The organism is Achromobacter sp. E1, from assembly GCF_037039475.1.
Classification (GTDB): Bacteria; Pseudomonadota; Gammaproteobacteria; order Burkholderiales; family Burkholderiaceae_B; genus Achromobacter; species Achromobacter mucicolens.
The window spans coordinates 5,045,321-5,069,761 of sequence record NZ_CP146253.1 but is presented as its reverse complement, the minus strand read 5'-3'; the positions used below and the strand labels follow the sequence as shown (position 1 = coordinate 5,069,761).

The 24,441-nt window shown below is 63.4% G+C and carries 19 protein-coding genes and 1 tRNA gene; 17 read left to right on the top strand and 3 right to left on the bottom strand.

Going from position 1 to position 24,441, the window contains the following annotated elements; all coding sequences use genetic code 11:
• Positions 1-23 precede the first annotated feature (23 nt).
• Positions 24-851 carry a bifunctional DNA-formamidopyrimidine glycosylase/DNA-(apurinic or apyrimidinic site) lyase gene (gene mutM, locus V6V88_RS23500; RefSeq protein ID WP_062840008.1) on the bottom strand — a complete coding sequence of 276 codons (828 nt, stop codon included), beginning with the start codon at positions 849-851 and terminating at the stop codon, positions 24-26.
• Between mutM and V6V88_RS23495 the strand changes: the two genes are divergently transcribed.
• The 15 genes from V6V88_RS23495 to V6V88_RS23425 all read left to right on the top strand — a co-directional run bounded on the left by V6V88_RS23495 (position 850) and on the right by V6V88_RS23425 (position 19,127).
• Positions 850-2,736 carry a tetratricopeptide repeat protein gene (locus V6V88_RS23495; RefSeq protein ID WP_223572999.1) on the top strand — a complete coding sequence of 629 codons (1,887 nt, stop codon included), beginning with the start codon at positions 850-852 and terminating at the stop codon, positions 2,734-2,736. The two genes, mutM and V6V88_RS23495, sit on opposite strands and share 2 nt — an antisense overlap.
• A gap of 38 nt (positions 2,737-2,774) precedes the next feature.
• A complete protein-coding gene (gene lolB, locus V6V88_RS23490) occupies positions 2,775-3,335 on the top strand; it encodes a lipoprotein insertase outer membrane protein LolB (protein WP_196589494.1) in 561 nt (186 codons plus the stop codon).
• Positions 3,336-3,568: 233 nt separating this feature from the next.
• Entirely contained in the window at positions 3,569-5,167 is a 1,599-nt protein-coding gene (locus V6V88_RS23485; RefSeq protein WP_223572997.1) for a methyl-accepting chemotaxis protein, read from the top strand.
• Between the two features lie 129 nt (positions 5,168-5,296).
• Positions 5,297-6,238, top strand: coding sequence for a 4-(cytidine 5'-diphospho)-2-C-methyl-D-erythritol kinase (gene ispE, locus V6V88_RS23480; protein WP_062840027.1), 942 nt, complete (start codon positions 5,297-5,299; stop codon positions 6,236-6,238).
• A gap of 1 nt (position 6,239) precedes the next feature.
• Positions 6,240-6,316, top strand: a tRNA-Gln gene (locus V6V88_RS23475).
• A 174-nt stretch (positions 6,317-6,490) separates the two neighbouring features.
• Positions 6,491-7,441 (top strand): ribose-phosphate pyrophosphokinase, encoded by a 951-nt coding sequence (locus tag V6V88_RS23470; protein WP_056325372.1) that lies wholly within the window; start codon positions 6,491-6,493, stop codon positions 7,439-7,441.
• A 149-nt stretch (positions 7,442-7,590) separates the two neighbouring features.
• Positions 7,591-8,202, top strand: coding sequence for a 50S ribosomal protein L25/general stress protein Ctc (locus V6V88_RS23465; RefSeq protein ID WP_056325375.1), 612 nt, complete (start codon positions 7,591-7,593; stop codon positions 8,200-8,202).
• 99 nt (positions 8,203-8,301) lie between these two features.
• The gene (pth, locus tag V6V88_RS23460; protein ID WP_062840012.1) at positions 8,302-8,898 is read left to right on the top strand and encodes an aminoacyl-tRNA hydrolase; all 597 of its coding nucleotides are present in this window, start codon (positions 8,302-8,304) and stop codon (positions 8,896-8,898) included.
• A complete protein-coding gene (locus tag V6V88_RS23455) occupies positions 8,898-9,668 on the top strand; it encodes a CPBP family glutamic-type intramembrane protease (protein WP_338616589.1) in 771 nt (256 codons plus the stop codon). Before pth ends, V6V88_RS23455 begins: the two co-directional genes overlap by 1 nt.
• A 177-nt stretch (positions 9,669-9,845) precedes the next feature.
• The gene (ychF, locus tag V6V88_RS23450) at positions 9,846-10,937 is read left to right on the top strand and encodes a redox-regulated ATPase YchF (RefSeq protein ID WP_128828955.1); all 1,092 of its coding nucleotides are present in this window, start codon (positions 9,846-9,848) and stop codon (positions 10,935-10,937) included.
• Positions 10,938-11,223: 286 nt separating this feature from the next.
• The gene (gene tssI / locus V6V88_RS23445) at positions 11,224-13,332 is read left to right on the top strand and encodes a type VI secretion system tip protein TssI/VgrG (RefSeq protein ID WP_338616587.1); all 2,109 of its coding nucleotides are present in this window, start codon (positions 11,224-11,226) and stop codon (positions 13,330-13,332) included.
• The gene (locus tag V6V88_RS23440; protein WP_062840016.1) at positions 13,329-14,234 is read left to right on the top strand and encodes a DUF4123 domain-containing protein; all 906 of its coding nucleotides are present in this window, start codon (positions 13,329-13,331) and stop codon (positions 14,232-14,234) included. The genes tssI and V6V88_RS23440 overlap by 4 nt, the downstream gene beginning before the upstream one ends.
• On the top strand, positions 14,231-16,891 hold the full coding sequence (locus tag V6V88_RS23435) for a T6SS effector BTH_I2691 family protein (protein ID WP_338616585.1): 2,661 nt from the start codon (positions 14,231-14,233) through the stop codon (positions 16,889-16,891). The genes V6V88_RS23440 and V6V88_RS23435 overlap by 4 nt, the downstream gene beginning before the upstream one ends.
• Positions 16,892-18,019 carry a hypothetical protein gene (locus V6V88_RS23430; RefSeq protein ID WP_223572982.1) on the top strand — a complete coding sequence of 376 codons (1,128 nt, stop codon included), beginning with the start codon at positions 16,892-16,894 and terminating at the stop codon, positions 18,017-18,019.
• Positions 18,006-19,127, top strand: coding sequence for a hypothetical protein (locus V6V88_RS23425; RefSeq protein WP_223572980.1), 1,122 nt, complete (start codon positions 18,006-18,008; stop codon positions 19,125-19,127). The genes V6V88_RS23430 and V6V88_RS23425 overlap by 14 nt, the downstream gene beginning before the upstream one ends.
• Before the next feature lie 17 nt (positions 19,128-19,144).
• Here the strand turns inward: V6V88_RS23425 and V6V88_RS23420 are convergent, their stop codons facing one another.
• Positions 19,145-19,588, bottom strand: a complete 444-nt coding sequence (locus tag V6V88_RS23420) for a MarR family transcriptional regulator (protein ID WP_056325394.1) — start codon at positions 19,586-19,588, stop codon at positions 19,145-19,147.
• Between the two features lie 3 nt (positions 19,589-19,591).
• Positions 19,592-21,190 carry an MDR family MFS transporter gene (locus V6V88_RS23415; RefSeq protein WP_062839582.1) on the bottom strand — a complete coding sequence of 533 codons (1,599 nt, stop codon included), beginning with the start codon at positions 21,188-21,190 and terminating at the stop codon, positions 19,592-19,594.
• A 357-nt stretch (positions 21,191-21,547) separates the two neighbouring features.
• Between V6V88_RS23415 and V6V88_RS23410 the strand changes: the two genes are divergently transcribed.
• Positions 21,548-24,046, top strand: coding sequence for an AsmA family protein (locus V6V88_RS23410; protein WP_062839583.1), 2,499 nt, complete (start codon positions 21,548-21,550; stop codon positions 24,044-24,046).
• Positions 24,043-24,429 carry an MOSC N-terminal beta barrel domain-containing protein gene (locus V6V88_RS23405; protein ID WP_056325402.1) on the top strand — a complete coding sequence of 129 codons (387 nt, stop codon included), beginning with the start codon at positions 24,043-24,045 and terminating at the stop codon, positions 24,427-24,429. The genes V6V88_RS23410 and V6V88_RS23405 overlap by 4 nt, the downstream gene beginning before the upstream one ends.
• The last annotated feature ends 12 nt before the right edge of the window (positions 24,430-24,441 follow it).

The window sequence follows — 24,441 nt, the reverse complement described above, 5'->3', positions numbered from 1 at the left end:
CAGGCGCGTCGTCACGTCGCCCATCAGTTGCGTTGGCATTTTGGGCAGTAGTAGGTGGCGCGCTGGCCCTGGACAAAGCGGCGGATCGGCGTGCCGCAGACCCGGCAGGGCAGCCCTTCGCGCTCGTACACGGCCGCGTGGATCTCGAAGTAGGCGCCCGGTTCGCCGCTGGCGCCCACGTAGTCGCGCAGGGTGCTGCCGCCGGAGGTGAGGGCGTCGGCCAGCGTGGCCCGCACCATGTCGGCCAGGCGCTCGCAACGGGCCAGCGACAGCTTGTTGGCCGGGGTCTTCGGGTTGATGCGCGCGCGAAAGAGGCTTTCCGACGCGTAGATGTTGCCCACCCCCACGACCGCCATGCCGGCCAGCAGCACCTGCTTGACCGCGGCGCCGTGGTTCTTGAAGTGCCGGTGCAGCCAGGCGCCGTCAAAGCGCGGGTCGAAGGGTTCGATGCCCAGCTTGGCCAGCAGCGGATGGGCTTCGAGGGGGCCGTCGGCGTCGTCGTGCCACAGCACGGCGCCGAATCGGCGCGGATCATGCAGGCGCAGGACCGCGCCGTCGAAGATCCATTCGACATGGTCGTGCTTGCGCAGGAATTCGCCGGGCGCCACGCTGCGCAGGGAGCCCGACATGCCCAGATGCACGATCTGGGTGCCGTGTTCGAAGCGCAGGAGCAGGTACTTGCCGCGCCGTGCGCATTCCAGCACGGTGCGTCCGCCGATCAGGGACGGCAGCTCCGGCGGGATGGGCCAACGCATGCGGGGTTCGTGAACGACCAGTCGCGATAGCGTCTGGCCTGTGATGATGGCGTCGATTCCTCGGCGCGTGGTTTCGACTTCAGGCAGTTCCGGCATGAGCCAGTGTAAGATCATCAATTGCGTGTACGAAGATTGTGCCATCAACCGGACGGGCCGCGTGAAGTCGTCTTTTAAACAAATGAATATCGGGATCGCCGCGTTGGGGCTTGCGCTGGCAGCAATCATGGCCCCGCCGGCCCAGGCCGCCGACGGCCGGACGCGTGACGCGACGGGTCCACGGATCGCTCCCCAGAACCGCCAGCCTGAAACCGAAGTCATCCGCCTGCGCCCAGGTCAACTGCCTTATGTGTCGCTGACCGGCGATATCTTCTACCGCGTACTGGCTTCCGAAATCGCCGCCCAGCGGGGCATGTACGGCACCGCCGCCACCACCATGGTCGGTTTGGCCCGCGACACCGGCGATCCCCGCCTTGCCCGCCGCGGCCTCGAGTTCCAGCTTGCCGGGGGCAATCTGCCCGGGGCGCTGGATGCCGCCCGCGTCTGGGCCCGTCTGGCTCCCAACGACATCGAAGCCAGCTCCACCGAACTGGCGCTGGCCGCCGCCAATGGTCAGACCAAGGGCCTGGCCCAAGCGCTGCGCAAACGCATCGATTCCTCGCGCGACAAGCCGGCCGCCATCGGCCAGGCGCTTGCCGTGCTCAGCCGCCTGAACGACCGCCGCCTTGCACTGCGCATCCTGGACGAATCCCTGAGCGACAGCGTGCGCAAGCTGCCCGCCGCGCACCTCGCGCTGGCCGACGTGGCTTCCGCCGCCGGCGACTACGAGCGCGCCGCTCAGGAATCGCGCGCCGCGTTGGCCGCCGACCCCAAATCCGAAGGCGCCGCCCAGCGCGTGCTGGAGTACGGCTCCAAGGTCGATCCCAAGCGCGCGCAGACCGAGGCCCGCGCCTTCATCAACCGCAATCCCGGCGCGCGCAAGGTCCGCCTGATGCTGGCCGGCCAGCTGGCCGACAGCGGCGACTACGACGCCGCCCTGGCCGAGCTTCAGGCCATGTCGCGCCGCTCGCCCGAGGATTTCGACCTGCTCTTCATGCAGGCCCAACTGGCCTACAAGTCCGGACAACTCGCGCAGGCCAAGACCCTGCTGCAGCAGTATCTGGAAGTCCAGAACCAGCGCCAGCGGGCCACGGTGCCCGGCGCCACTGACGCCGGGGCGGCTGCCGCCGATGCGCACGTGCTGCTCGCGCGCATCGCCGAAGACCAGGGCCGCTACGACGAAGCCATCGCCGAACTCGGCCGTATCGACGACCCCACGCTGCGCTATTCCGTGCGCATGCGCCAGGCCGCGCTGCGCGCCAAGAGCGGCCGCGTGGACGACGCGCTGGCCATGATCGACTCGGCCGGCCCGCAGGACGAAGAAGAACGCGCTCTGGGCTCGCTGACCAAGGCGCAGATCCTGCGCGATGCCGACCGCATCGGTCAGGCGGTCGCTGCCCTGGAAGCCGCGGACCAGGCGCTGCCGGACACGGTCGAGATCAAATACGAACTGGCCATGCTGTACGAACGCCAGAACCGTCTGGCCGACCTGGAGCGCATGCTGCGCCAGGTCATCGCCCTGGATCCAGACCATGCCCACGCGTACAACGCGCTGGGCTACACGCTGGCCGACCACAACCAGCGCCTGCCTGAAGCCCTCGATCTCATCACGCAGGCGCTGGAGCTCTCGCCCAACGATCCGTTCATCCTCGATAGCATGGGCTGGGTCAAGTTCCGCATGGGCGACACCATTGCGGCGGCGGACTACCTGCGCCGCGCCTACAGTGTGCGTCCCGAAGCCGACATCGCGGCCCATCTGGCCGAGGTGCTCTGGGCGCAGGGCAAGCGCGATCAGGCCACGGACCTGCTGCGCGCCGCCTTGCAGAAGGACCCCAAGAACAAGACGGTCCAGGACGTCGTGAAGCGTCTGGGGGTCAATCTGTGACGGCAGTCTTTGCAGGATTTCGTGGCGCGGCATCCGGCCTGCGCTGGGTGGCGCTGGCGCTGCTTGCCTTCACGCTTGCCGCCTGCACGTCCTTGCCCAAGCCCATCGAAGGGGCCAGCGATGACGCGTTTTCGCGCATTGGCCGCTTTGCCATCACCGTCAACGAAGAAGGCGGCAAACAGAATGCCGTACAGGGCGGCTTCTCGTGGTCCGATGATGGGCACCGCTATGTGCTGGACCTGACCAACCCGCTGGGGTCGACCGAAGCCCGCGTGGAAGGCCGCCCCGGCGCCGCCAGCCTCACCAAGGCCGACGGCACCCGCCTGGTCGCCGACAACCCCGATGCGCTCGCCGAGGACGCCCTGGGCAGCAGCATGCCCGTGTCGGGCTTGCGCGACTGGCTGCGCGGCAAGCTGGCGGCGGATCCGCAGGCCTCTGACGTCAAGCGCGACGAATTGGGCCGGCCCATCGCCTTCGAGCAGGGCGGCTGGCGCGCCAACCTCTCCCGCTACGACGAAAAAGGGCCCCAGCTTCTCGTGCTGGAGCGTCTGGAGCCGGGCCGCCGGATCCTCGTCCGGCTGGTCGTCAATCAATCGTGATCCCGTGCGGCTTTACGGCCGCACGGCGCCTCCAGCGCCATCGAATACGGGTTAACCCTTATCACACCGCCGGATTTCCAATCAAGCGAATAAGCGCCGCAAAACGGGGCGTGTTACCGCTTGAAATATATTGCCTTGACTGAATAATTCTCCCTGCCTTAGCGCGAGGTACTTACGCGCAGCAGCAATCGGGGTCGACGCGAGTCTGCCGCCCACCCTTTTGGAGAATGGCCATGTTCAGGAACACCCGCATCGCGACGGTGCTATTGGGAATCATCGCGATCTTTTTCACCTTCCAGCTGGTGATCGGCGCAATGGGCTTTGCCGCCCTGCGCCAGACCAACCAGGATGTCGCGCAGCTCTATCGCCTGTCGCAGCAGCAGGTCAACGCGGTGAACGCCGCTTCGCTGTCGCTGGTCGCGGCGCGTACCGACCTCAGCCGCTACGCCACCCGCGTCGCGCAAGGCAACACCGACGACAAGACCTCGCTCGTCGCGGCGCGCCAGCGCATCGTGTCGGCCGACCACGCCTTCCAGGGCTTTTCCAGCGGCCTGACCGCCGAGGAAAAAGCGGAATCGGCCGCCATCATCGACGCCTACACCAAGCTCAGCACCAACCTGCAGAACGTGGGCCGCGTCCTTGAAGCGGGCGACATGGAGGCCTACTTCAAGCAAGGCACGCAGTCGGTGCAGGAGCGCCTGGTGAGTGAGCGCGATGCGTTCATCCAGCGCGCCGAGGCCACCGGCCAGGCGGTCATGGACGAAATCTCCATGTTCAACTCGCTCTTCACCGGGCTGCTCGCCGGCATTCTGGCGCTGGGCCTGCTGGTGGCCGTGGGCGCCCACGTGCTGATCCGCCGCATGATCGTGCGTCCGCTGGTCGAGGCCGGCGAGGTCTTTCGCCGCATCGCCGAAGGCGACCTGACGCGCCGCGTCGCCGACTTCGGCAAGAACGAAATCGGCGCGCTGCTCAGCGCGCTCAAGGGCATGCAGGACAGCCTGGTGCGCACCGTGTCGGCCGTGCGCCGCGGCGTCGACGAAATCAACGTCGGCGCGCGCGAGATCTCCTCGGGCAACACCGATCTTTCCAGCCGCACCGAAGAGCAGGCCGCCTCCCTCGAGGAAACCGCGGCCAGCATGGAAGAGCTGGCCACCACCGTGAAGCAGAACGCCGACACCGCGCGTGAAGCCAACCGCATGGTCGCCGCGTCCGAGGCAGTCGCGCAGCGCGGCGGGCAAGCTGTCTCCAGCGTGGTCGAAACGATGCGCGCCATTTCGGGCAGCTCGTCGCGCATCGCCGACATCGTGGGCGTGATCGATGGCATCGCATTCCAGACCAATATCCTGGCGCTGAACGCGGCGGTGGAAGCCGCACGCGCGGGCGAGCAGGGCAAGGGCTTTGCCGTCGTCGCCAGCGAAGTGCGCACGCTGGCGCAACGCAGCGCCGCGGCCGCCAAGGAAATCAAGCAGCTCATCGAGGACTCCGCGCAGAAGGTCGGGGTGGGTTCGGAGCAGGTTGAAAACGCAGGCGCCACGATGCGCGAGATCGTCGAGTCCGTGCAGCGCGTGACCAGCTTGATGGCCGAGATTTCGGCCGCTTCCGAAGAGCAGGCCACCGGCATCGACCAGGTCAACCGCGCCGTGTCGCAGATGGATAGCGTGACGCAGCAAAACGCCGCGCTCGTCGAAGAGGCGGCCGCCGCGGCCGGTGCGCTTGAAGAGCAGGCTCGCCAGCTGGCCGGCGCCGTGTCGGTCTTCAAGCTGCCCGACGGTCAGGTCATCGACGCGCCCGCAGCCAGGCTGGGCGCCAGCATGACGCCACAACTCGCGTAACGTCACCTCGCAGTTCCGCCATCAGCGCGTGTCCGCACGCGTTCGGTGCACGGGCCGGCCCGCCAGTTTTCCTGGCGCGCCGGCCCGTCTCGCTAGAATGGCGGAATCCTTTCGCACCGGTTGTCTTTCGTGACTCTCTACGACGTTCCCGCTCCCGCCAAGCTGAATCTCTTTCTGCACGTCGTGGGCCGCCGCGCCGACGGCTATCACCTGCTGCAGACGGTGTTCCGCTTCATCGATCTGTGCGACACGCTGCACTTCCAGGTGCGTGCCGATGGTGTCATCAGCCGCGCCACCGACCTGCCGGGCGTCCCGGAAGATGAGGACCTCACCGTGCGCGCCGCGCGCGCGCTGCAAAAGGCTACAGGCACGCGCCAGGGCGCGCAGATCAGCCTTGAAAAACGCATCCCGCAAGGCGGCGGCCTGGGCGGCGGCTCCAGCGATGCCGCATCGGTCCTGATCGCACTGAACAGATTGTGGAACACGGGACTGTCGCGTCAGGAACTCATGGCGCTGGCGCTGCCGCTGGGCGCGGACGTGCCCGTCTTCGTCTTCGGCCAGTCGGCATTCGCGCAGGGAATTGGCGAAGATCTCACGGCCGTGACGCTGCCCGAACGCGCCTATCTGGTGGCGCAACCGGACGCCAGCGTGCCGACTGTTGGCATTTTTTCCGCACCCGATTTGACAAGGGATTCTTCTTACATCACAATAGCGGACTTTCTTGCTTCGCAAACATTTTTGCCTAGCGAATCCGGCGGTAAGTTTGCCAAAGGATGCGCGCTTTACGGAAGAAATGATTTGGAGCCGGTGGTCTACCGTCTTTATCCTGAAGTGCTTGGGGCATCGCGGTGGCTTGCTGAACAGGGTTTGCCTGTTCGCATGTCGGGATCAGGCGCATGTTTATTCGCCGAATTTTCCGAAACATCGCAGGCCGTTTTGGCAGAACAAGAAATAACCGCTATAATGCGCGGCGCTGATAAAACATTCAGCCAAACGCATCCACGGTTTCGGTTAGTGCAGGCATGTACTGGGTTAGCTGAACATCCGTTGCGGAATTGGATTGCAAGATAGTTGGGGAGTCGCCAAGCTGGTTAAGGCACCGGATTTTGATTCCGGCATGCGAAGGTTCGAATCCTTCCTCCCCAGCCAACCGAATACATAAAAAAGCTGTTGAACACGCCTGTAAGACACTGGCCCGGGTTCAGCAGCTTTTTTATTTTCCGGATTCGCTGGTGCAAGTTGAATGTGCTGCACTAGGTCTCACCCGCAGGTACCACCCCGCATCACTCGTTAGTGTCTCAAACGACCATCGCATCATCCATCATGGCAAACGATAGCTTCATGATTTTCACGGGCACCGCCAACACTCGGCTGGCCGTGGACGTAGTCAACCACCTCGATATGTCCCTGGGAAAGATGACCGTCGGTCGTTTTTCGGACGGCGAGGTGATGGTCGAGATCAACGAGAACGTGCGCGGCAAGGACGTCTTCGTCCTGCAGCCCACCTGTGCGCCCACCAACGACAACCTGATGGAAATCATGGTGATGGTCGATGCCCTGCGCCGCGCGTCGGCCGGCCGCATCACCGCCGCGATTCCTTACTTCGGCTATGCCCGCCAGGACCGCCGTCCGCGTTCGGCGCGTGTGGCCATCTCGGCCAAGGTCGTGGCCAACATGCTGCAGGTCGCTGGCGTTGACCGCGTCCTGACCATGGACCTGCACGCCGACCAGATCCAGGGTTTCTTCGACATTCCCGTGGACAACATCTACGCCGGTCCGATCCTGCTGGGCGACATCTGGCGCCGCAATTTCTCGAACCTGGTCGTGGTGTCTCCGGACATCGGCGGCGTGGTTCGCGCCCGCGCGCTGGCCAAGCAGCTCGAAGCCGATCTGGCCATCATCGACAAGCGCCGTCCGCGCGCCAACGTGTCGGAAGTGATGAACATCATCGGTGAAGTCGACGGCCGCACCTGCATCATCATGGACGACATGGTCGACACCGCCGGCACGCTGTGCAAGGCGGCCCAGGCCCTGAAAGACCGCGGCGCCGGTGCCGTTTACGCCTATTGCACGCACCCCGTGCTGTCGGGCGGCGCCATCGACCGCATCGAAGCGTCGGAACTCGACGAACTCGTCGTCACCGACACCATTCCGCTCTCCGAGCAAGGCCAAGCCAGCAGCAAGATCCGCCAGCTGTCGTGCGCCGCGCTGCTGGGCGAGACCATCCTGCGTATTTCCAACGCCGAATCGGTCAGCTCGCTGTTTGTCGATTGACGCGTTCGCGTCGATCGGATCACAGCCCGAATTTCCAGTTATTTGCGCCTTGCTGGTCGCGGCAAGGTGCAAACAAGCACGGCGCGCCCTTTGCGCGCCGTGATTTCAACCGGTGAAGTCTCTTCACCTTTATTGTTTCGGAGTTATCCATGAAATTTACTGCCACTGCGCGTAGCGTCCAGGGTTCGAGTGCGAGCCGCCGCCTGCGCCGCGCGGGCCGCGTTCCCGCCATTGTTTATGGTGGTACGGCTGCCCCCCTGAACATCGAACTCGACCACAACGAGATCTACCACGCGCTGCGCAAGGAAGAATTCCACGCATCGATCCTGCAAATGCAGCTCGAAGGCGCCAAGGATGAGCAAGTTCTGCTGCGTTCGGTTCAATGGCACGCCTACAAGCCGCAAGTCCTGCACGTGGACTTCCAGCGCGTCGACGCCAACCAAGCCCTGCGCACCAAGGTGCCGCTGCACTTCGTGAACGCTGAAATCTCGCCGGCCGTGAAGCTGAGCGGTGCGATCATCAGCCACGTGACGACCGAACTGGAAATCACCTGCCTGCCGTCGGCCCTGCCCCAGTTCATCGAAGTGAATCTGGCTGACGTGCTGGCCGGCGGTTCGATCCACCTGGCCGACATCAAGCTGCCCATGGGCGTGACCTACGTCCCCCACGGCGGTGAAGACAACCCCCTGCTGGCCGCCGCGGTCACCAAGGGTGGCGCTGCCGCTGCCGACGAAGCCGAAGAAGCTGCTCCGGCCGCCTAAGTCCTGCCGGAAAGCCCTTGCGGCTTTCCTGCGGCTTACGCCCGAAACCCTGCGTGTGCATTTGCATGCGCAGGGTTTTTTGGTTTAAACACCCCCATCATGTCTACTCCCATACGCCTCATCGTGGGACTGGGTAATCCAGGTCCCGACTACGAAACCACCCGGCACAACGCCGGCTTCTGGCTGGCCGACCATCTGGCGGACGATCTGCGCACTTCTTTTGCGCTCGAGAAGTCTTTTTTCGGCATGGTGGCCAAATCACGCCAGGGCACGGACAACATCCTGCTGCTCAAGCCCAACACTTACATGAACCGTTCCGGCCAGGCGGTCGGCGCGCTGGCGCGCTTTTACAAGCTGACGCCGGAAGAAGTGCTGGTGCTGCACGACGAACTGGACCTCATGCCCGGACAGGTCAAGCTCAAGCAGGGCGGCGGCCACGCCGGTCACAACGGCCTGAAGGACATCCAGGCCGCGCTGGGCAGCCCCAACTTCTGGCGCCTTCGTATCGGCATCGGCCATCCGCGCACGCTGGGTCTGGCCCAACAGGTCGCCGACTTCGTGCTGCACCCCCCGCGCCGCGAGGAACAAAAGGAAATCGAAGCCGTCATCGACCGCTGCCGCGCCGTCGTGCCCGCCATGCTGTCGGGCGACTTCGCGTTGGCCACGCGCCAGCTGCATAGCGGCAACGAGCCCTGATGAAACCAGGCCCGACCACCCGGAAGCTGCGCTTTCGCAGCGAGATCGCCGACTTCTGGCGATTCATCCGCCATCCGCATCCGGTGTCGCGGCTGCCGCGCCGCGCCTGCGGCAGCGGCCTTGCCGCCGACTGGTGGCCGGGCATCGGGCCGGGGCGCCTTCTGGCCTGGGCCGCGGTGCTTTGGGCGATCAACCTTTTTGCGCTGGGGCCGGTCGCCGTGGCGGCCGCCGGGCTGGGCGGCGTGACGCATCGTCTCGATCCCCACAACATTCCCTGGCTGACCGCGGTGCTGTGGGCGCCGCTGGTCGAGGAAATGCTGTTCCGCTACGGACTTCGCCGGCCGCGCCAGGCCTTGTGGCTCATCCCCGCGCTGGTGCCTGTCGTGCTGTGGGGCCCCAAGCTCTGGACGGGGCTACTGCTGGCCGCGTTCATTTTGCTGGGGGTGTGGGGGCTGCGCGCACGTCCTGAGCCGCTCAAAGGCTGGGACACCAACTGGCGCAGGTATTACCTGCAGCACTTCGGCGTCGTGTTCCATCTGGTCGCGCTGACGTTTGCCGCGGTGCATCTGACCAATTTTGTCTACAACAAGACGCCGTACTGGCTGCTGCCGCTGCTGGTGCTGCCGCAATGGCTGACCGGCCTCGTGCTGGGCTGGATGCGCGTGCGCCGCGGCATCGGAGCCGCGATCCTGCTGCATTCCGTGTTCAACGCCGGCCCCATCCTGATGATCTGGCTGGTCATGCGCTACGCGCCGGCCGCGGCCGGTTAAGGCTTCGGGCCGGGGCGCGCGGCCTGAAGGCAAGGGCGCATGCCCGGTAGCCATGTCGGCTGCGTTTCGCCGGCGGCGTCCTCGGGGCCGCATCACGTCCGCCAGGAAGGCGTCGTTTCACCCCGCCGGGGTAAACTACGCCGTTAACGCTCAATACCGTACTTACACAGGATTCCCATGGCTCTGCAATGCGGCATCGTCGGCCTGCCCAACGTTGGCAAATCGACACTCTTCAACGCTCTGACCCGCGCCGGCATCGCCGCCGAGAACTATCCGTTCTGCACCATCGAGCCCAACGTCGGCGTCGTCGAAGTGCCGGATCCGCGCCTGCAGAAGCTGGCCGAAATCGTCAAGCCCGAACGCATCCTGTCCGCCACCGTCGAATTCGTCGACATCGCGGGCCTGGTCGCCGGCGCGAGCAAGGGCGAAGGCCTGGGCAACCAGTTCCTCTCGCACATCCGCGAAACCGACGCCATCGTCAACGTCGTGCGCTGCTTCGAAGATCCCAACGTGATCCACGTCGCCGGCAAGGTCGACCCGATCGCCGACATCGAAGTCATCGAAACCGAGCTGGCCCTGGCCGACCTGCAGACCGCCGAAAAGGCGCTGCAACGCCACCAGAAGACCGCACGATCGGGCGACAAGGAATCGCAACGCCTCGTGGCCGTGCTGGAAAAGTGCGTCGCCCAGCTCAACGAAGCCAAGCCCATCCGCTCACTGGACCTGACGACCGAAGAAAAGGCCGACATCGCCCAGCTCTGCTTCATCACCGCCAAGCGCGCGATGTACGTGGGCAACGTCGCTGACGACGGCTTCACCAACAACCCGCTGCTCGACCGCCTGACCGAATTCGCCGCCGCCCGCAACGCGCCCGTCGTCGCGATCTGCGCCGCCATCGAATCCGAAATCGTCGACCTCGACGACGCCGACCGCGAAGCCTTCCTGAAGGACATGGGCATGGAAGAACCGGGCCTGAACCGCCTGATCCGCGCCGCCTTCAAGCTGCTGGGCCTGCAAACCTACTTCACCGCCGGCGTGAAGGAAGTGCGCGCCTGGACCGTGCCCATCGGCGCCACCGCTCCCCAGGCCGCCGGCGTCATCCACACCGACTTCGAACGCGGCTTCATCCGCGCGCAAACGATCTCGTACGAGGACTACATCACGTACAAGGGCGAGCAGGGCGCCAAGGAAGCGGGGAAGATGCGCGCGGAAGGCAAGGAATACATCGTGCAGGATGGCGATGTGATGAATTTCTTGTTTAACGTGTGATTTGCCCGCGAGACCTGGGCAGGCTTCGGCGGTAGCCAAGCATGCTTGGGCGCGCGATGCAACGCGTGCCAACTTGCGCCATCAATGAGTCCACTTCGTGGGCTCATTTTTTTTCCGCGGCACGATCAGGCCGCAAATAAGAAGCTTCCTATATACGCCTGTCGACGCGACGGGCACGATCCTGACGATGTGTTATGTCCACTTCCGGCCCCTGTGCCGTGGACTTAGAGCCCATCTCGGTCTGCACCCAAGTGGTTGGTGCGAGCCGTAGCCGCAGGAGCGCCCCGTGCCCGTCCAATCTGATCTGCGTTTTACGTTTACTGCTGGCGCCGACGAGTTCGATGTCATCGAGTTTCGTCTAGTTGAAGCGCTGTCCGAGACCTTTCTGCTCGAGGTGGACCTGAGCTGCGCGAGTGCCGAAGTCGACTTTGGCGGAATACTGGACCAGCCCGCCTTGTTCACGATCTGGGCGGGCGGACGTGCCGTCAGGCTTGTCCATGGGCTGGTGTCCTCGTTTCAGCAAGGTGACACCGGCTTTAGGCGGACGCGCTATCGCGCCACAGTGGAACCTCGCCTGGCGCGTCTGAAACTCGCTTCAGACTGGCGCATATTCCAGGCGCTTGCTGTTCCCGACATTGCCAAAGCCGTCCTCGGCAAACACCGCATCACGCAAGCTTACGAGCAATGGAGCACCGAATCCCATCTTCCGCGGGAGTATTGCGTCCAGGCAGGCGACAGCGATTACACCTTTGTCGAACGCATCATGCGCGAAGAAGGATTTTTCTACGGTTTCACGCACACCGTTGATAGCCACCGCCTGATCCACTGTGACCGCCTATGGGTATTCGGCAGAGCCGACGGTCCGCCCGTCGAATACAACCCCATGCCCGGCGGAGACCGCCCAACGCCCGCGCTTCACAGTTTTCTGTACACGGAACAGGTACGCACGGCGCGTCATGCCCAGCGTGATTACGACTTCAAGAACCCGCGCTACGACCAACACACCGAACGAGCAGTAGAAAAGGGGGCACACCAGTCGCTCGACTATGAACGCTACGACTACCCGGGACGCTACAAGAACATCTCGGGGGTGCAGTTCACCCGAGACCGCCTGCGCGGCCTGCGGGGCGGGGCTTGCGTGGCGGTCGCCCAAGGCGATGATGCGCGACTGACGCCAGGCGTTTCCTTCGACCTCGTGGGCCACCCGCGCGAGGACATGAATCGCGGTTGGCGGCCGATCCGCCTGGCGCACCACGGCAAGCAGTACACAAGCCAGGCTGAAGACAGCGCAGACGCCGAGCAAGGCACTCACTACCACTGCGCTGCCACTCTGGTACCCGACGATGTCGAGTGGCGCGCGGAACCGCTGCCCAAGCCGCGCATCGATGGCCCTCAACAAGCGACAGTGGTGGGGCCGCCTGGCGAGGAGATCTACTGCGACAACTACGGACGCGTGAAAGTGCAGTTTCCCTGGGACAGGGAAGGCAAGCTGGACGAATACAGTTCCTGCTGGATACGCGTGTCGCAGAACGTGGCCGGCGCCCTGTGGGGCCACATCGCCATCCCCCGCATCGGGCAGGAGGTCATCGTCAGCAACTTCGATGGCGATCCGGATCAACCGGTCATCACGGGAAGGAGCTACAACGCACACCAGTTGCCGCCGTACGATCTTCCGGCGCACAAAACGCGCATGACCATCAAGAGCCAGACCCACAAGGGAGACGGTTTCAATGAAATGCGCTTCGAGGATGAGGCGGGACGAGAGGAGATCTACCTCCACGCGCAGAAGGACCAGAATATCCACGTCAACAACGACGAGAGCACGTTTGTCGGACACGACCGCAGGGAGCGGGTCGAGAACGATGAAGCCATCGTCATCGGCCACGACCGCACGGAGACCGTCGGCAACGACGAGCGGGTCACCATCGCGCGTGACCGGCGCCATGACATCGGCCAGGACGCCTCGCTTGCCGTGGGACGTGACCACACCATCTCTATCGTCAAAGACCGCATCGAAGAGGTTGGCAACCACCGGCGCGACAAGACCGCCGCGAATCACTGGACGGAAATCGGAGGGCACCTGGAGCAGCGCATCGAAGGGCATGCGCATCTGCAGGCGGGCCAGGAAATCCGGAACCTGACCAAGGTCTACAAGGTTCAGGTGGAGGATGAAATTGTGCTGGAGGGGCCGGGCGGGTCGTTGCATATCAACCGGTCTGGCATCACGCTCAGCGGCGTGGCAATACATCTCAAAGCTCCCATAAGCCAGCAAGCAAAGGGTGGTGGCGGCTTCCTCTCATTGGCTAGCGCGCCCGAACAGGGTGAGCCGATTTGCGTCAGCTGTTGGTTGAAGGCCGCCCGGGAACGCAAGGCATTGATGAGGATGGGCGCATGATCTCCCGCGACTTGATCAGGGCGCTGAACCAAGAGATCCATGACGGCGAGGGTTCACGGTCGTGCCACCTCATGGCATTGATAGACATGGCATTGGTGCCGGAAGACCAGCGGCAAGAAATCGCCGAGCATATCGCGGGTGATGCTCATCCATTACTCATGGATCCGCAGTTGGATGCTCTGAAGCCGTTGGGCCCGATGCTTATTGGCGCAAACGGATTTGGGCCAGTGCAGTATGAAACCGTGCTGGCGAAAGTCGGAGCCCGCTGCGCCGCGTACGTGAATTCCTGGATCTCCAGCGTTGTTCCGCCGCAGGAGCTTGCGTTGCACTTTAACGGAGCAACGTACGCCATCGGCGAGTCGAATCAGCAATATTTGCTGCGCTACTACGACCCGGCGATCACGCCGCTTCTGTATGCGCATGCCGACCGCGAATGGGTGTCCCGGTTTTTTGGTCCGGTCCTGTCCTGGTGGTTCCAGGACGCGACGCAAGCGTCCTCGTTGTGGCGCCGGATCCGTGGCAGAGGTCGAAGCGATGGCTCGTCGCCTGCGCAACCGCTGCACCTGAGCACCGCGCTGTGGCAAGTGTTGGAATCCGACCCCCTCCCTCACCGCCTGCTGCACACCCTGGAAGCGCAATTGCCTCACGTTTTCGATAGCGCTTGTGGCGGCGTCAGGCTTGCTCAGGTCGAGGCGCAACTCAACGCTGGACGCCGGTCAGGGCTGACGCGCCACGAAGATCTTACGACCTACGTGATCGTCGGTATGAATCGTTCCTGGAGTCAACGCGTGCTGGACCGTCGATGGCAGAACGCTCTGGATCGCGCCGCGACGGGTGCCGAGACGTTGAACGAATCGCTCGCCGCTCTGGCGCGGGTAGGCGTTAAGGACGTGCAGTCATGAGTCAGGTGTCATTGGAAGAGCTGCTATCGCAGGCAGTCGACGTCGCGCGCAGTACTCGACGGGACGAAGCGCCCAGCCCGTGCGTCGACTGCAAGTCCGAAGTTGCCATTCTTCCGCTGCGCTATGCCGTGGTGACCAGCGAAGATCCGGAAGCGCTTGCCGCGCTGGCGCCGGAGCTGCCTCGCAATCTCGGCCTGGGGTTGCCCGCATTGCAAGCCAAAGGCGTCCGCTACGCCGTGCGCGCCATGCGCCAGGGTTACCTGTACGCGTTCATCAAGCGCTTCGGAAAATGGAATTGCGAAAGCGCGTGGCGAGCGACAGGGACAGGGGTGTTCTCCCCATTCTGGCCTTACTCGCCAGATTCGCAGTACGCGCCCGAACCGCGCCGCCTGCTCGGATATGGCGGCTGGACCATCCTGTTCAAGGCCCCGGAAGACATCCAGGAAGCGCGCCTGCTGTTCACTCCGGACGTGCTTACCGAGCGCATGCTCGACAAGTTGCGCGATACCGATTCGTTGCGCGACAAGCTGCAGGCATTCAACATCAAGGAAATCGCCAGCAGCTGCTCGTTTGCTCCCGACGTGCTCGACATGTCTTCCACGAACAATGGCATTGCCGAGAGCATCGCCGCGGCCCATACCCGCCTGGCGCCCACACTTGCCAATCAGCTCTATTCCGACCCGGATTATCACCACGCCCCGCAATTGGTCGCGTCGGATTTGAGGCCGACGGTCACCCGAGCCCGCGGCGCCGCTATCGTGCTGCGCGACCCCATCGGCATTACTCAGCAACTCAACGCCTGGCGAAACGAGGCCGTCGAGACGCTGAAGGACTACTTGAACAGGGGTGGGGCCAACAACGGCATCAGCAACGAACGCAAGATTCTGGTCGCGCAGGCGTTCGGGGATGTTCGGAATCAGTTTGAAGAGAGGTCCGCTGCCTTGGAGGCGCAGCATTACATCGAGATCGAACGGGACAAGGTGTTCAATCCCGAGATGGCGCGGGGGCGCAACTGGATCCTCGACGAGGCGCAGCAGAAGCGCTGGGAAGCGGCAGCCCAGGAACACGTGCGCAACTACGAAGCCACGATAAGGGCGCGGGTGCAAGCCAAACTGGACAGCGGCGAATACCGCGCCCGCTTCGAAAGCAAGTACGTAACTCCGCCGGACCCGAAAGCGGCGTTGCAGATCTACGCCATGAAACAGGCGCTCGCGGGTTTCGAGACCCAGTGTCGAATTGCGGAACAGGAAGCGGCGCGTCGGGCACTGCCATACGAAGTCTGGTTGCAGAGCGAGCAATTACTGGATGGGTTGGAAGTCTATGACGATGCCGACCTTGCCAGCGGCTGGCGGTTTGCGGGTCAGACAGGACTGTGCGTCTTCGGTGCGGAAGGATGCGAAAGCAGTGCCAACGTCATCAAAGAGTGGTGGCAGGGTGGGGTGCAAGACCGCAAGAACCTCGCGCTGCGAAGCTTTGGACTGAATCAGGATGCCATCCTGGCGGAAATGGACCGCATCCGCGAATCCGCGAAATCCGAGCCGGCGCTCGCTGCCGGCGAAACCATTTATCAGTACACGCGCACGGGCCTCGAAATGGCAAAGACGCTAGGGCAGCTCTTTGACAAGGCCAATAGCGTGTACGAAGCGATGGACAAATCGAGCAATGCGGGACTGTCAGGCGGAGTCCTGGCCTGGTACGCCAGCCTGGGCCGCCAGACCTTGCGCCACGCCTCGCGAGGCAACGAATGGTTCGTCCACAGGGCCACCCGCAGCTGGCTCGCCGCCAGCATCGGCGAGCGCGCCGTCAACCTCAGGCTAGAGGACCTGCAGGCCATCGGCCACAGCGCGGACCGGACGGTCATGCGAGGCCAGATCAAGCAGAACGTCCAATTCGCCTTCGCGACGGAACTGGTGGATGCGCGCTCCAGCGAGTTCTACAAGGTAAGGGCCAGCGGGTGGCTGCTCTTGCTTGAGGCCGGACTGCTCGGATTAAGAATGCACAGCCTGCCTCAGGACGACAGGCAGAGAGCCGAGCTGGCGGCCGCCGTGCTGACCGCCGGCGCGGCGGGGATCGAAATGCTGGCCTGCGGGACGGAGCTGGTGTTGAGGCACTTCAACGCCGGAAGCACGACCGGGGTCGGGGCCACGGTGTTCTTGGGGAGGTTGCGGCTGTGGGGTGGGGCCTTGGCGACGGCGGGGAGCGTCGTGCTCTTGACGTTTGAATGGGAGGAGTTGATGACTGCCACCGCAGAAAGGCAAGTCGTCCTTGCCGGTGCGTACGGGATCCGCTTTTCGGTCGCTATCGCCCTAACCCTGAGTCAGGCGGGCTTGGCCATCGCGACAGCCGGGCCGATGTTCAAGATACTGGCGGAACGAGCAGTCAGTAGCTCCGCTTCTCTTATCTATCGCGCTTCGGCTGAGCTGTCGGCAATTTTGAGCCGAAGGTCCGTGACATTGTTTTTGAAGCGAGTTCTTTTCCGAGGAACGCTAGTCCTTGGCGCCGTCACGATGGTGATCGCGATTTTCGAGGATGATGCTTTGGAGAAGTGGAGCAAGCGTACGCTTTATCGCGGCCCTAAATTCGCGAACGAAAAACTGTTTGAGAGCATGGAAAAAGAGCTTGGGGCGCTCTATGGCGCGGTTCGGGAGGTCCTCTGAATGTACTTCGCGGAATGGGCAATGTGGTTCGTGTGCATCAAGCCCGATTGTTGGATCAGAAAAAACCTCGAAGGCTTCGGGATTCCCGGCACTCCGGTTGGAGATCCTACGTACGAAGATACTCGCAAGGAAGAACTTGTACGCCAAGCCGCCAAGAGATTCGATCACGCCAGAACCAGGGGGCCAATCTATGCGTGCAATGACACATACCTTGAAATGCGCTGCGGCGGTATGGAGGAAAAGAGGGGAGCGATTTCACTGATCACGATCGTGCTCCTGTACTTTCTCATCGGTCCATTAGTAGACATACCAGGGCGAATTCTGTGGGCAGTCGTCTCCGGATCGGGGATGGTATTCAACAGGGATTTGTATATCGGAGACCTTTTCATCTTTGTGCTGTTGACCGCCACGTTAGGTGGCGGACTTTGGTTGTATTTCAAATACGCCTTCCGGTTCAGCCGCCTGGAGTTGCTTACGTCACGCCATTTGCTCATCCGCTTCAATCGGATCACTCGACAGGTCTATCTTCATAGACCGGCGAGCTGTGGCGGCATTCTTGTTTTGCCCTGGGACGGTATGCAGTCGGAAGAGATTGCGGGGTTGAGGCTGGTATTGGCGTGGGCTCCGGGAAAACGTACCGAGTTGCCGTTTCCGACCTCTGTATTTGTCGGCAGGCAGAGCAGTAGACGCTCGGATTTGCAGGCCGAACTGGAGTTCATCCGCCGCTACATGGACGAAGGCGGATTGCAAGCGGTAGAAAAGCCCCGCCTCAGTTCGCAGCTTCCTTTGCCCGGGCCAGCCTTCACCGCTCAATTCGAGGCGTTAGGCCCGTTCTTGCGCAATAGTGGTCCGCTGACGTGGTTCGGTTGTCTGCTAATTTCACCGGCCTTCGTCATTGTCGGCCTATCGCATTGGGCCTCTTTGCTGCTGTGCTGGCGGCCGCGTTGGCCGCGCATCATTTGTGAGGCGGGTCAGCCGGGAAAGCCGGTGCCCGCGCTCACAACCGTCGCCGACTATCCGCCGGACGTTCAGGCACAGTTACTGGCCAATGCTCACCGCTGGGATTTGCGGCCGGGCCGTGCGCCCGAGAAACGACGGCACGAGCGGAGCGGTGATGTACGTCGCTGAATGGATAGTCTGGTTCGGATGTCTTAAGTCCGATGCCTGGCTCACGAAGAATCTTGGTGACGGCAACACAGCGTCAGTTCTGATTGTTCAGCCGGCCTACGAAGACAGTGTTATAGAAGACCGTGCCCGCCAAGCTGCCAAGCGGTTCGACAATGCCAGATCAAGGGGGCCAGTCTACGCGTGCAACGATACGTACCTCGAGATGCGCTGCGGCGGCATGGAGGATAAAAGGGGATTCATTTCGCTCCTGACAATTGTGTTCATGTATCTTGGTATCGGCTCCTGGCTAGATTTTGATGGAAGAATTGTTTGGGCGGTCGTATCGGGCTCGGGAGCTGTATACGATCGAGCGCTTTCGATTGGAGATCTGTTTATGTTCCTCGTGGGGACTGGCCTTACGGGGGGGGCGCTATGGCTGTACTTCAAGTATGCATTTCGCTTCACGCGCCTTGAAATGCTCACATCACGGCACCTCCTGATTCGCTTCAACCGGATCACCCGTCAAGTCTTTCTTCATCGGCCGACGAGCTGCGGGGGGATTCTGGTTTTGCCTTGGGAGGGTGTGTATACAGAGGAAATACCTGGATTGAGGCTGGTGATGGGTTGGTACCCCGGAGATAGCACGGATTTGCCCTTTCCGACCATCGTGTTCATCGGAAGGCAAAGCAGCCGTCTATCTGACCTACAGTCCGAATGGGAATTCATCCGCCGGTACATGGACGAAGGCGGTCTGCAAGCTGTCGAGAAGCCGCGCATCAGCTCGCAGCTGCCTTTGCCCTGGCCAGCCTTCACGGCGCAGTTCGAAGCGCTAGGTCCGTTTCTGCGCAATAGCGGCCCGTTGACGTGGTTGGGTTGCGTGCTGATTTCTCCAGCCTTCGTCATTGTTGGCTTAGCGCATTGGGCTTCTTTGCTTCTGTGCTGGCGGCCCCGTTGGCCCCGCGTTATTCGTGAGGCAGGCCAGCCGGGAAAGCCGGCGCCCGCTTTCACTACCGTCGCTGACTATCTGCCGAACGTTCAGGCACAGTTGCTGGCCAATGCGCACCGCTGGAAGTTGCGGCCGGGGCGCGCCCCTGTGAATTCGTCGCGCGTGGGAAAGCGCCGTGGGTGAGGGGCGACTCGCGGGTCTTAACCGCCCCGATCCCCCGCCGCCCTTACAAAATTCTCCTCCAACACGCTCAACACCCGATTCAGCGTATCCACATCCGCCGCGGACAACCCCTTCAGCGACTCCTCAAAAAACTGCGCCCGTTTCGGCAGCGCTTCATTCACCACCGCCTGCCCTTCAGCCGTCAGCGTCGCATTCGTCAGCCGGTTGTCGTCCGCATCCACCGCCCGCGAAATCCATCCCAGCTTCTGCATCGCCTGCAATTGCCGCGTCAATGACGCCGGATCCAGCCGGCAACGTTCCGCCAGATGTTTCTGCGAGCACTGTCCGTTCTCATGCAGCGCCAGCAATATCCGCCACCGCGGCAAAGCGTGGCCGACCTTGCTGCTGAAGGCGCTTTGCATCACGCGGTAGGTTTGGCCCATGTGCTGGATGACTTGCAGGCCTTGTTGTTGTTTGGGCAAAAGCTACTCTCCGACGCCGGCGGGCTCCGGTTTGGATGGCCGGACCAGTTGCACCAGGGGCACGCGCCGCACGCACCAGATTGCGAAGACGGCGACGGCGAGGGCGATGAGCTGCCCTTCGTGGATGGCGCCCACCAGCGCGATGCGCGCGATTTCGATGAGCGACGTTCCGTCCTGGCCTTGATGAGCCAATTGTGCCAGGAACTCGGTTTGGGCCGCGGGGTTGACCAGCATCTGCGGGTCGTTGAGTTTGGGAAGCCATTGGGCGGACGCGCCGCGCAGCGTGGATTCCACGCCGTTGAAGTAGCTGTGGCTGACCATCGTGCCGACAACCGCGGTGCCCAGCATGCCGCCGATCATGCGCAGGGATTGCAGCAGCGCCGTGGCGATGCCCAGGTGGCTGCGGCCGGCGGTCTGTTGGGCGAAGACGGTGAGGTTGGGCATGATGAAGCCCATGCCCAGGCCGGCCATCAGCATGTAGCCGGCGATCAAGAGGTGCGAGGTGTAGTTGTGGGTGGTGACGATGCCCAGGCACGAGAACGCCATGAGGATGAAGCCGGCGTACAGCATGCGGTTGGGGTTGCGGATGCGGGTGATGATGCGGCCATTGACGATGCTGCCGACGGTGATAAAGACCACCATGGGCGTGATGAGCAGGCCCGCCTGCTGGGGCGACAGTCCGAAGCCGCCCTGTAGGAGCAGGGGGGCGTAGAACAGCAGGGAATACATGGTCACGCCGACCAGCAAGGCCAGGGTGAAGAGCGTGGCCAGGCCGCGGTTGCGGAACATGTCCAGGGGCAGAAGCGGATGCGGGCAGCGGCGCTCCCACCAGATCAGGGCGGCGAAGGCGGCGATGCTGCCGGCGCCCAGCAGCATGAGTGAGGGCGTGAAGCCGTCCTTGGGCAGGAGCTCGACGAGCAGTTGCAGGGCGCCCAGCGCCACGGCAATCAGCAGCGCGCCCTGCCAATCCAGCCGGACCTTGCCGGGGCTTTGGTTGCGCAGGTGCGGCAGATAGCGGGCGACGAACCACAGGCCCAGGATGCCGATGGGCAGGTTGACGTAGAAGACGGAGCGCCAGCCGTAATGTTCCGTCAGGGCGCCGCCTAGCGTGGGGCCGACGGCGTTGGCGATGCCGAAGGCGGCGCTGAGCATTACCTGCCAGCGCAGGCGCACGTGGGGATCGGGGAAGAGATCCGGGATACAGGCGAAGGCCGTGCCGACCAGCATGCCGCCGCCGATGCCTTGCAGTGCCCGCGCCAGCACCAGTTCGAGCATCGTGTCAGCCGCGCCGCACAGAACCGAGGCCAGCGTGAACAGCACGATGGCGGCCACGACGAAGGGTTTGCGTCCGTAGTAGTCGCCCAGCCTGCCGAAGATGGGCACGGTGATGACGGAGGTGAGGAGGTACGACGTCGCGACCCATGCGTAGAGTTCGAAGCCCCGCAGCTCCGCCACAATGGTGGGCAGCGCGGTGCCCACCACGGTCTGGTCGATGGCGACCAGCATCATCACGAAGCACATGCCCAGCATGGCCAGCAGGGTTTGCCGGAAGGGCAGGATCTGGCCGGGCGAGTGTGGAGAAGTGGGGGCGGGGGCGGTCATTGTTGGACGCATCAATAATTGATCGATCAATCATTCTAGTCCTACAATCCGCCCGACAGGAAGCCGTCAGCTTGGCCGATCCCGCTGACCGGCCTGATTTGTTACGATAGCGGTTATCTGCACGCTGGGTTACCGGCGTCTTCAGCAGGCCTTCCTCGGTAGCACCTTCCTTTGGCGCCCATGCCGCAGGCTCGGCAGGCGCGAGGACACGTCCTGAAAGGCAAGCCCTTCGTGGCAAGCCCTGGAATGCAGACAGTTCAATAGGCCGGCGGACTTGCGCTGGCAACGCACCTTCCCCCGCGCTTGGCGCGGTGGTCGGCATCAAGGATTTCCAGTCGAGGTACCGACGGGGCAGCAATGAAAACGTGGTTCAAGCGCATTTTGATAGGCCTGGTAGTGTTGGTTGTCGTGGCCGTCGTCGGCCTGGCCATCTTCTTGCTGACATTCGACCCCAACGCGTACAAGTACAAGCTGGAAGAGCTTGTCCAGGAACGCTATCAGCGCACGTTGACGATCGACGGCGAGATCGAGCTTTCGCTCTTTCCTCGGATCGGCCTGTACGTGCAGGGCGTGTCGCTGTCCGAACCCAATAGCACGGACACCTTTGCCTCCATCGAGAGCACGCGGCTGGCCGTGGCCGTGTGGCCGCTACTGTCCAACAGCTTCGTCGTGGACCACGTTGCGATCAGCGGCCTGAAGGCGCGCGTGGTGCGCGACAAGCAGGGCCAGTTCAATTTCAGCAATCTGGTGGGCGGTACGCCGCCGGTCACCGATGCCCCCGGCAATCCGGCCGAGGCCCTGGTGGGCGCGGCCCAGACCGCCGCGCAGGCGATCACCGGCGGTCCCGTGCCGTCGTCGCGCAACAACATGCAGATCGACATCGCTGGCCTGGACTTGAAGGACGGCGAAGTGCAGATGCAGGACGCGATCACTGGCATGGCGGTCGCGGTGACCCGTATCAACGCCAATACCGGCCGCGTCACGTTCAACCAGCCTTTCGATGTGCGGATGTCGGCCCGAGTCGAAGGCGGCTATCCGCGCGTCGACGCCAACCTGACCGGCCAGGCGTTGCTGACGCTGGACCCCTCGGCCAAGCGCTATGCCGCGCAAAAGCTTGATTTGCGCATGGACGGCAAGTTGCCCGGCGCGGAGGCCAAGAGCCTCGTGATGCGCGGCAACCTGGCCTTCAATGGGCAGAAGTCCGCACTGGACGTGGCTGGGCTGGAACTCCTGTTCCAGGGCGACGTGACCGAACCTTCGGCCAAGGCGACCAATGTGGAAGCCAGCGTGGCAATTCCCAAACTGGCGATCGATCCGCACAAGAGCCAGCTCCAGATCGAAAAACTGGCCGTGCGCGCCAAGGGCGGCGTGGCCGATGGTCCGTTTGAACTGGCGGTCGATGCGCCGGCGCTCAATATTTCGCCCGCCTCCGCCACCGGCGAGGCCCTGACCGGCCGCGTGCGCATCAGCGGCCTGGACGCCAGCTTCGGCCTGAACGGCATCAGCGGCAACGCCGGCGAACTGGACATCAAGGAAGCCAAGCTGGACAGCACGTCCAAGAAGGGCGAACGCGTGGTGAAGCTGAATTTTGCGTCGCCGCTCAGCCTGAATCTCTTGATGCGCAGCGGCGCCATGTCGGCGCTGCGTGGCGACGTGAACATCACCGATCCGGGCCTGCCCAAGGGCAGCCTCCAGATCCCTGTGATCGGCAGCCTGACGGTGGACCTGCTCAAGGACCAGGCCACCAGCAAGATCAACGCGGTCCTGGAAGGCGGCAAGTTCGACCTGAGCGCCGACATCACCAAACTGTCTGACACGCCGCAGATGAAGTTTGCGCTGGCCGTGGACACGCTGGACCTGGACAAGCTGGTGCCGCCGGTAGTGGCCGCGCCGCCCAAGCCGCCTGCGGACGGCAAGAAAGACGACAGCAAGCCCGCGCCGGCGCCCGCACCGGCCGCGCCCCCCGACGACACGATCAACCTGTCCGCGCTGGTGGGTCCCAGCGTGAACGGCACGCTGAAAGTGGGCAAGCTGGTCGTGCGCGGCCTGAAGGCCGACGAAGTGTCGGCGGCGGTCAAACTGGACAAGGGCAAGCTCGACATCTCCAACCTCGCGGCAGGACTTTACGGCGGCAAGCTGGCCGGTGCCCTGTCGGTGGACGCGGCGCAGGGCAACCAGATCGCGACCAAGATGACGCTGGCCGATATCGCCATCGAGCCGCTGCTGATGGACCTGGCCAAACGGAACGTGCTGAGCGGCACGGGCAATCTGATGCTGGACCTGAAGACCGGGGGCGCCAACGTTTATGCCATGAAGAGCGGACTGGCGGGCGCGTTGCAAGTGCGCCTGCGCGATGGCGCGGTCAAGGGCGTCGACCTGACGCAGACGCTGCGCGACCTGAAGGCCCGGTTCTCGCCGGACGCGCAGAACGAGACCGTGGCTGCCGACACCAGCAAGCAAACGCAGTTCTCCGAAATGGATGCGGACCTGGCCATTGCCAAGGGCGTAGCGACGGTCAAGCGCCTGAGCTTCGTGTCGCCGCTGCTGCGCGTCACGCAGGGCGATCCGGCCACCATCGACTTCGTCAAGAGCGAGCTGGATCTGGTGGCGCGCGCACGTGTCATCAACCCGGCGGCCAATCCCGACGGCAAGGAACTGATCGACCTGAAGGACGTGACTATTCCCGTCCATTTCAAGGGTCCGTTCGACAACCCCTCGTACACGCTGCTCTGGAAGGACGCCATCGGCGGCATCCTGAAGCGCAGCCTGGAGAACAAGCTCAAGGAAGCGGTCTCCGGCAAGGGCAAGAGCGGCGCCGCCGTGGACAAGGCCTTGAAGGGACTGTTGGGCAAATGAGCGACGACCAATTCCAGCCCATCGCCGAATGCGGCGTGACGACACAGGCGCAGGCCGCCGCCTACCATCGCCAGTGGCTGGTCGCCAATGATTCCGGGCAGTGGCTGAACCGCGAGCTGTGCCCCAGGCTGGCCGACGTGTCGGTGGAACTGCGCCTGGGCTACCTGGTGCTGAAGGCGCCGGGCATGCTGCGCATGGATATTCCGCTGGACGTGATCGAAGACGACGACAGCGTGCGCTACAGCATGCTGGTGGGCGAGCAGACCATCGACGTCGTCGACGAAGGCGAGCTGGCCGCGGCCTGGATTTCGAACTTCGTGCAAGTGCCTTGCCGCATCATGAAGGTCCACCCGGACACACCCGTGACCAACTGGCCGGCCTGAACGCGGCCAGCG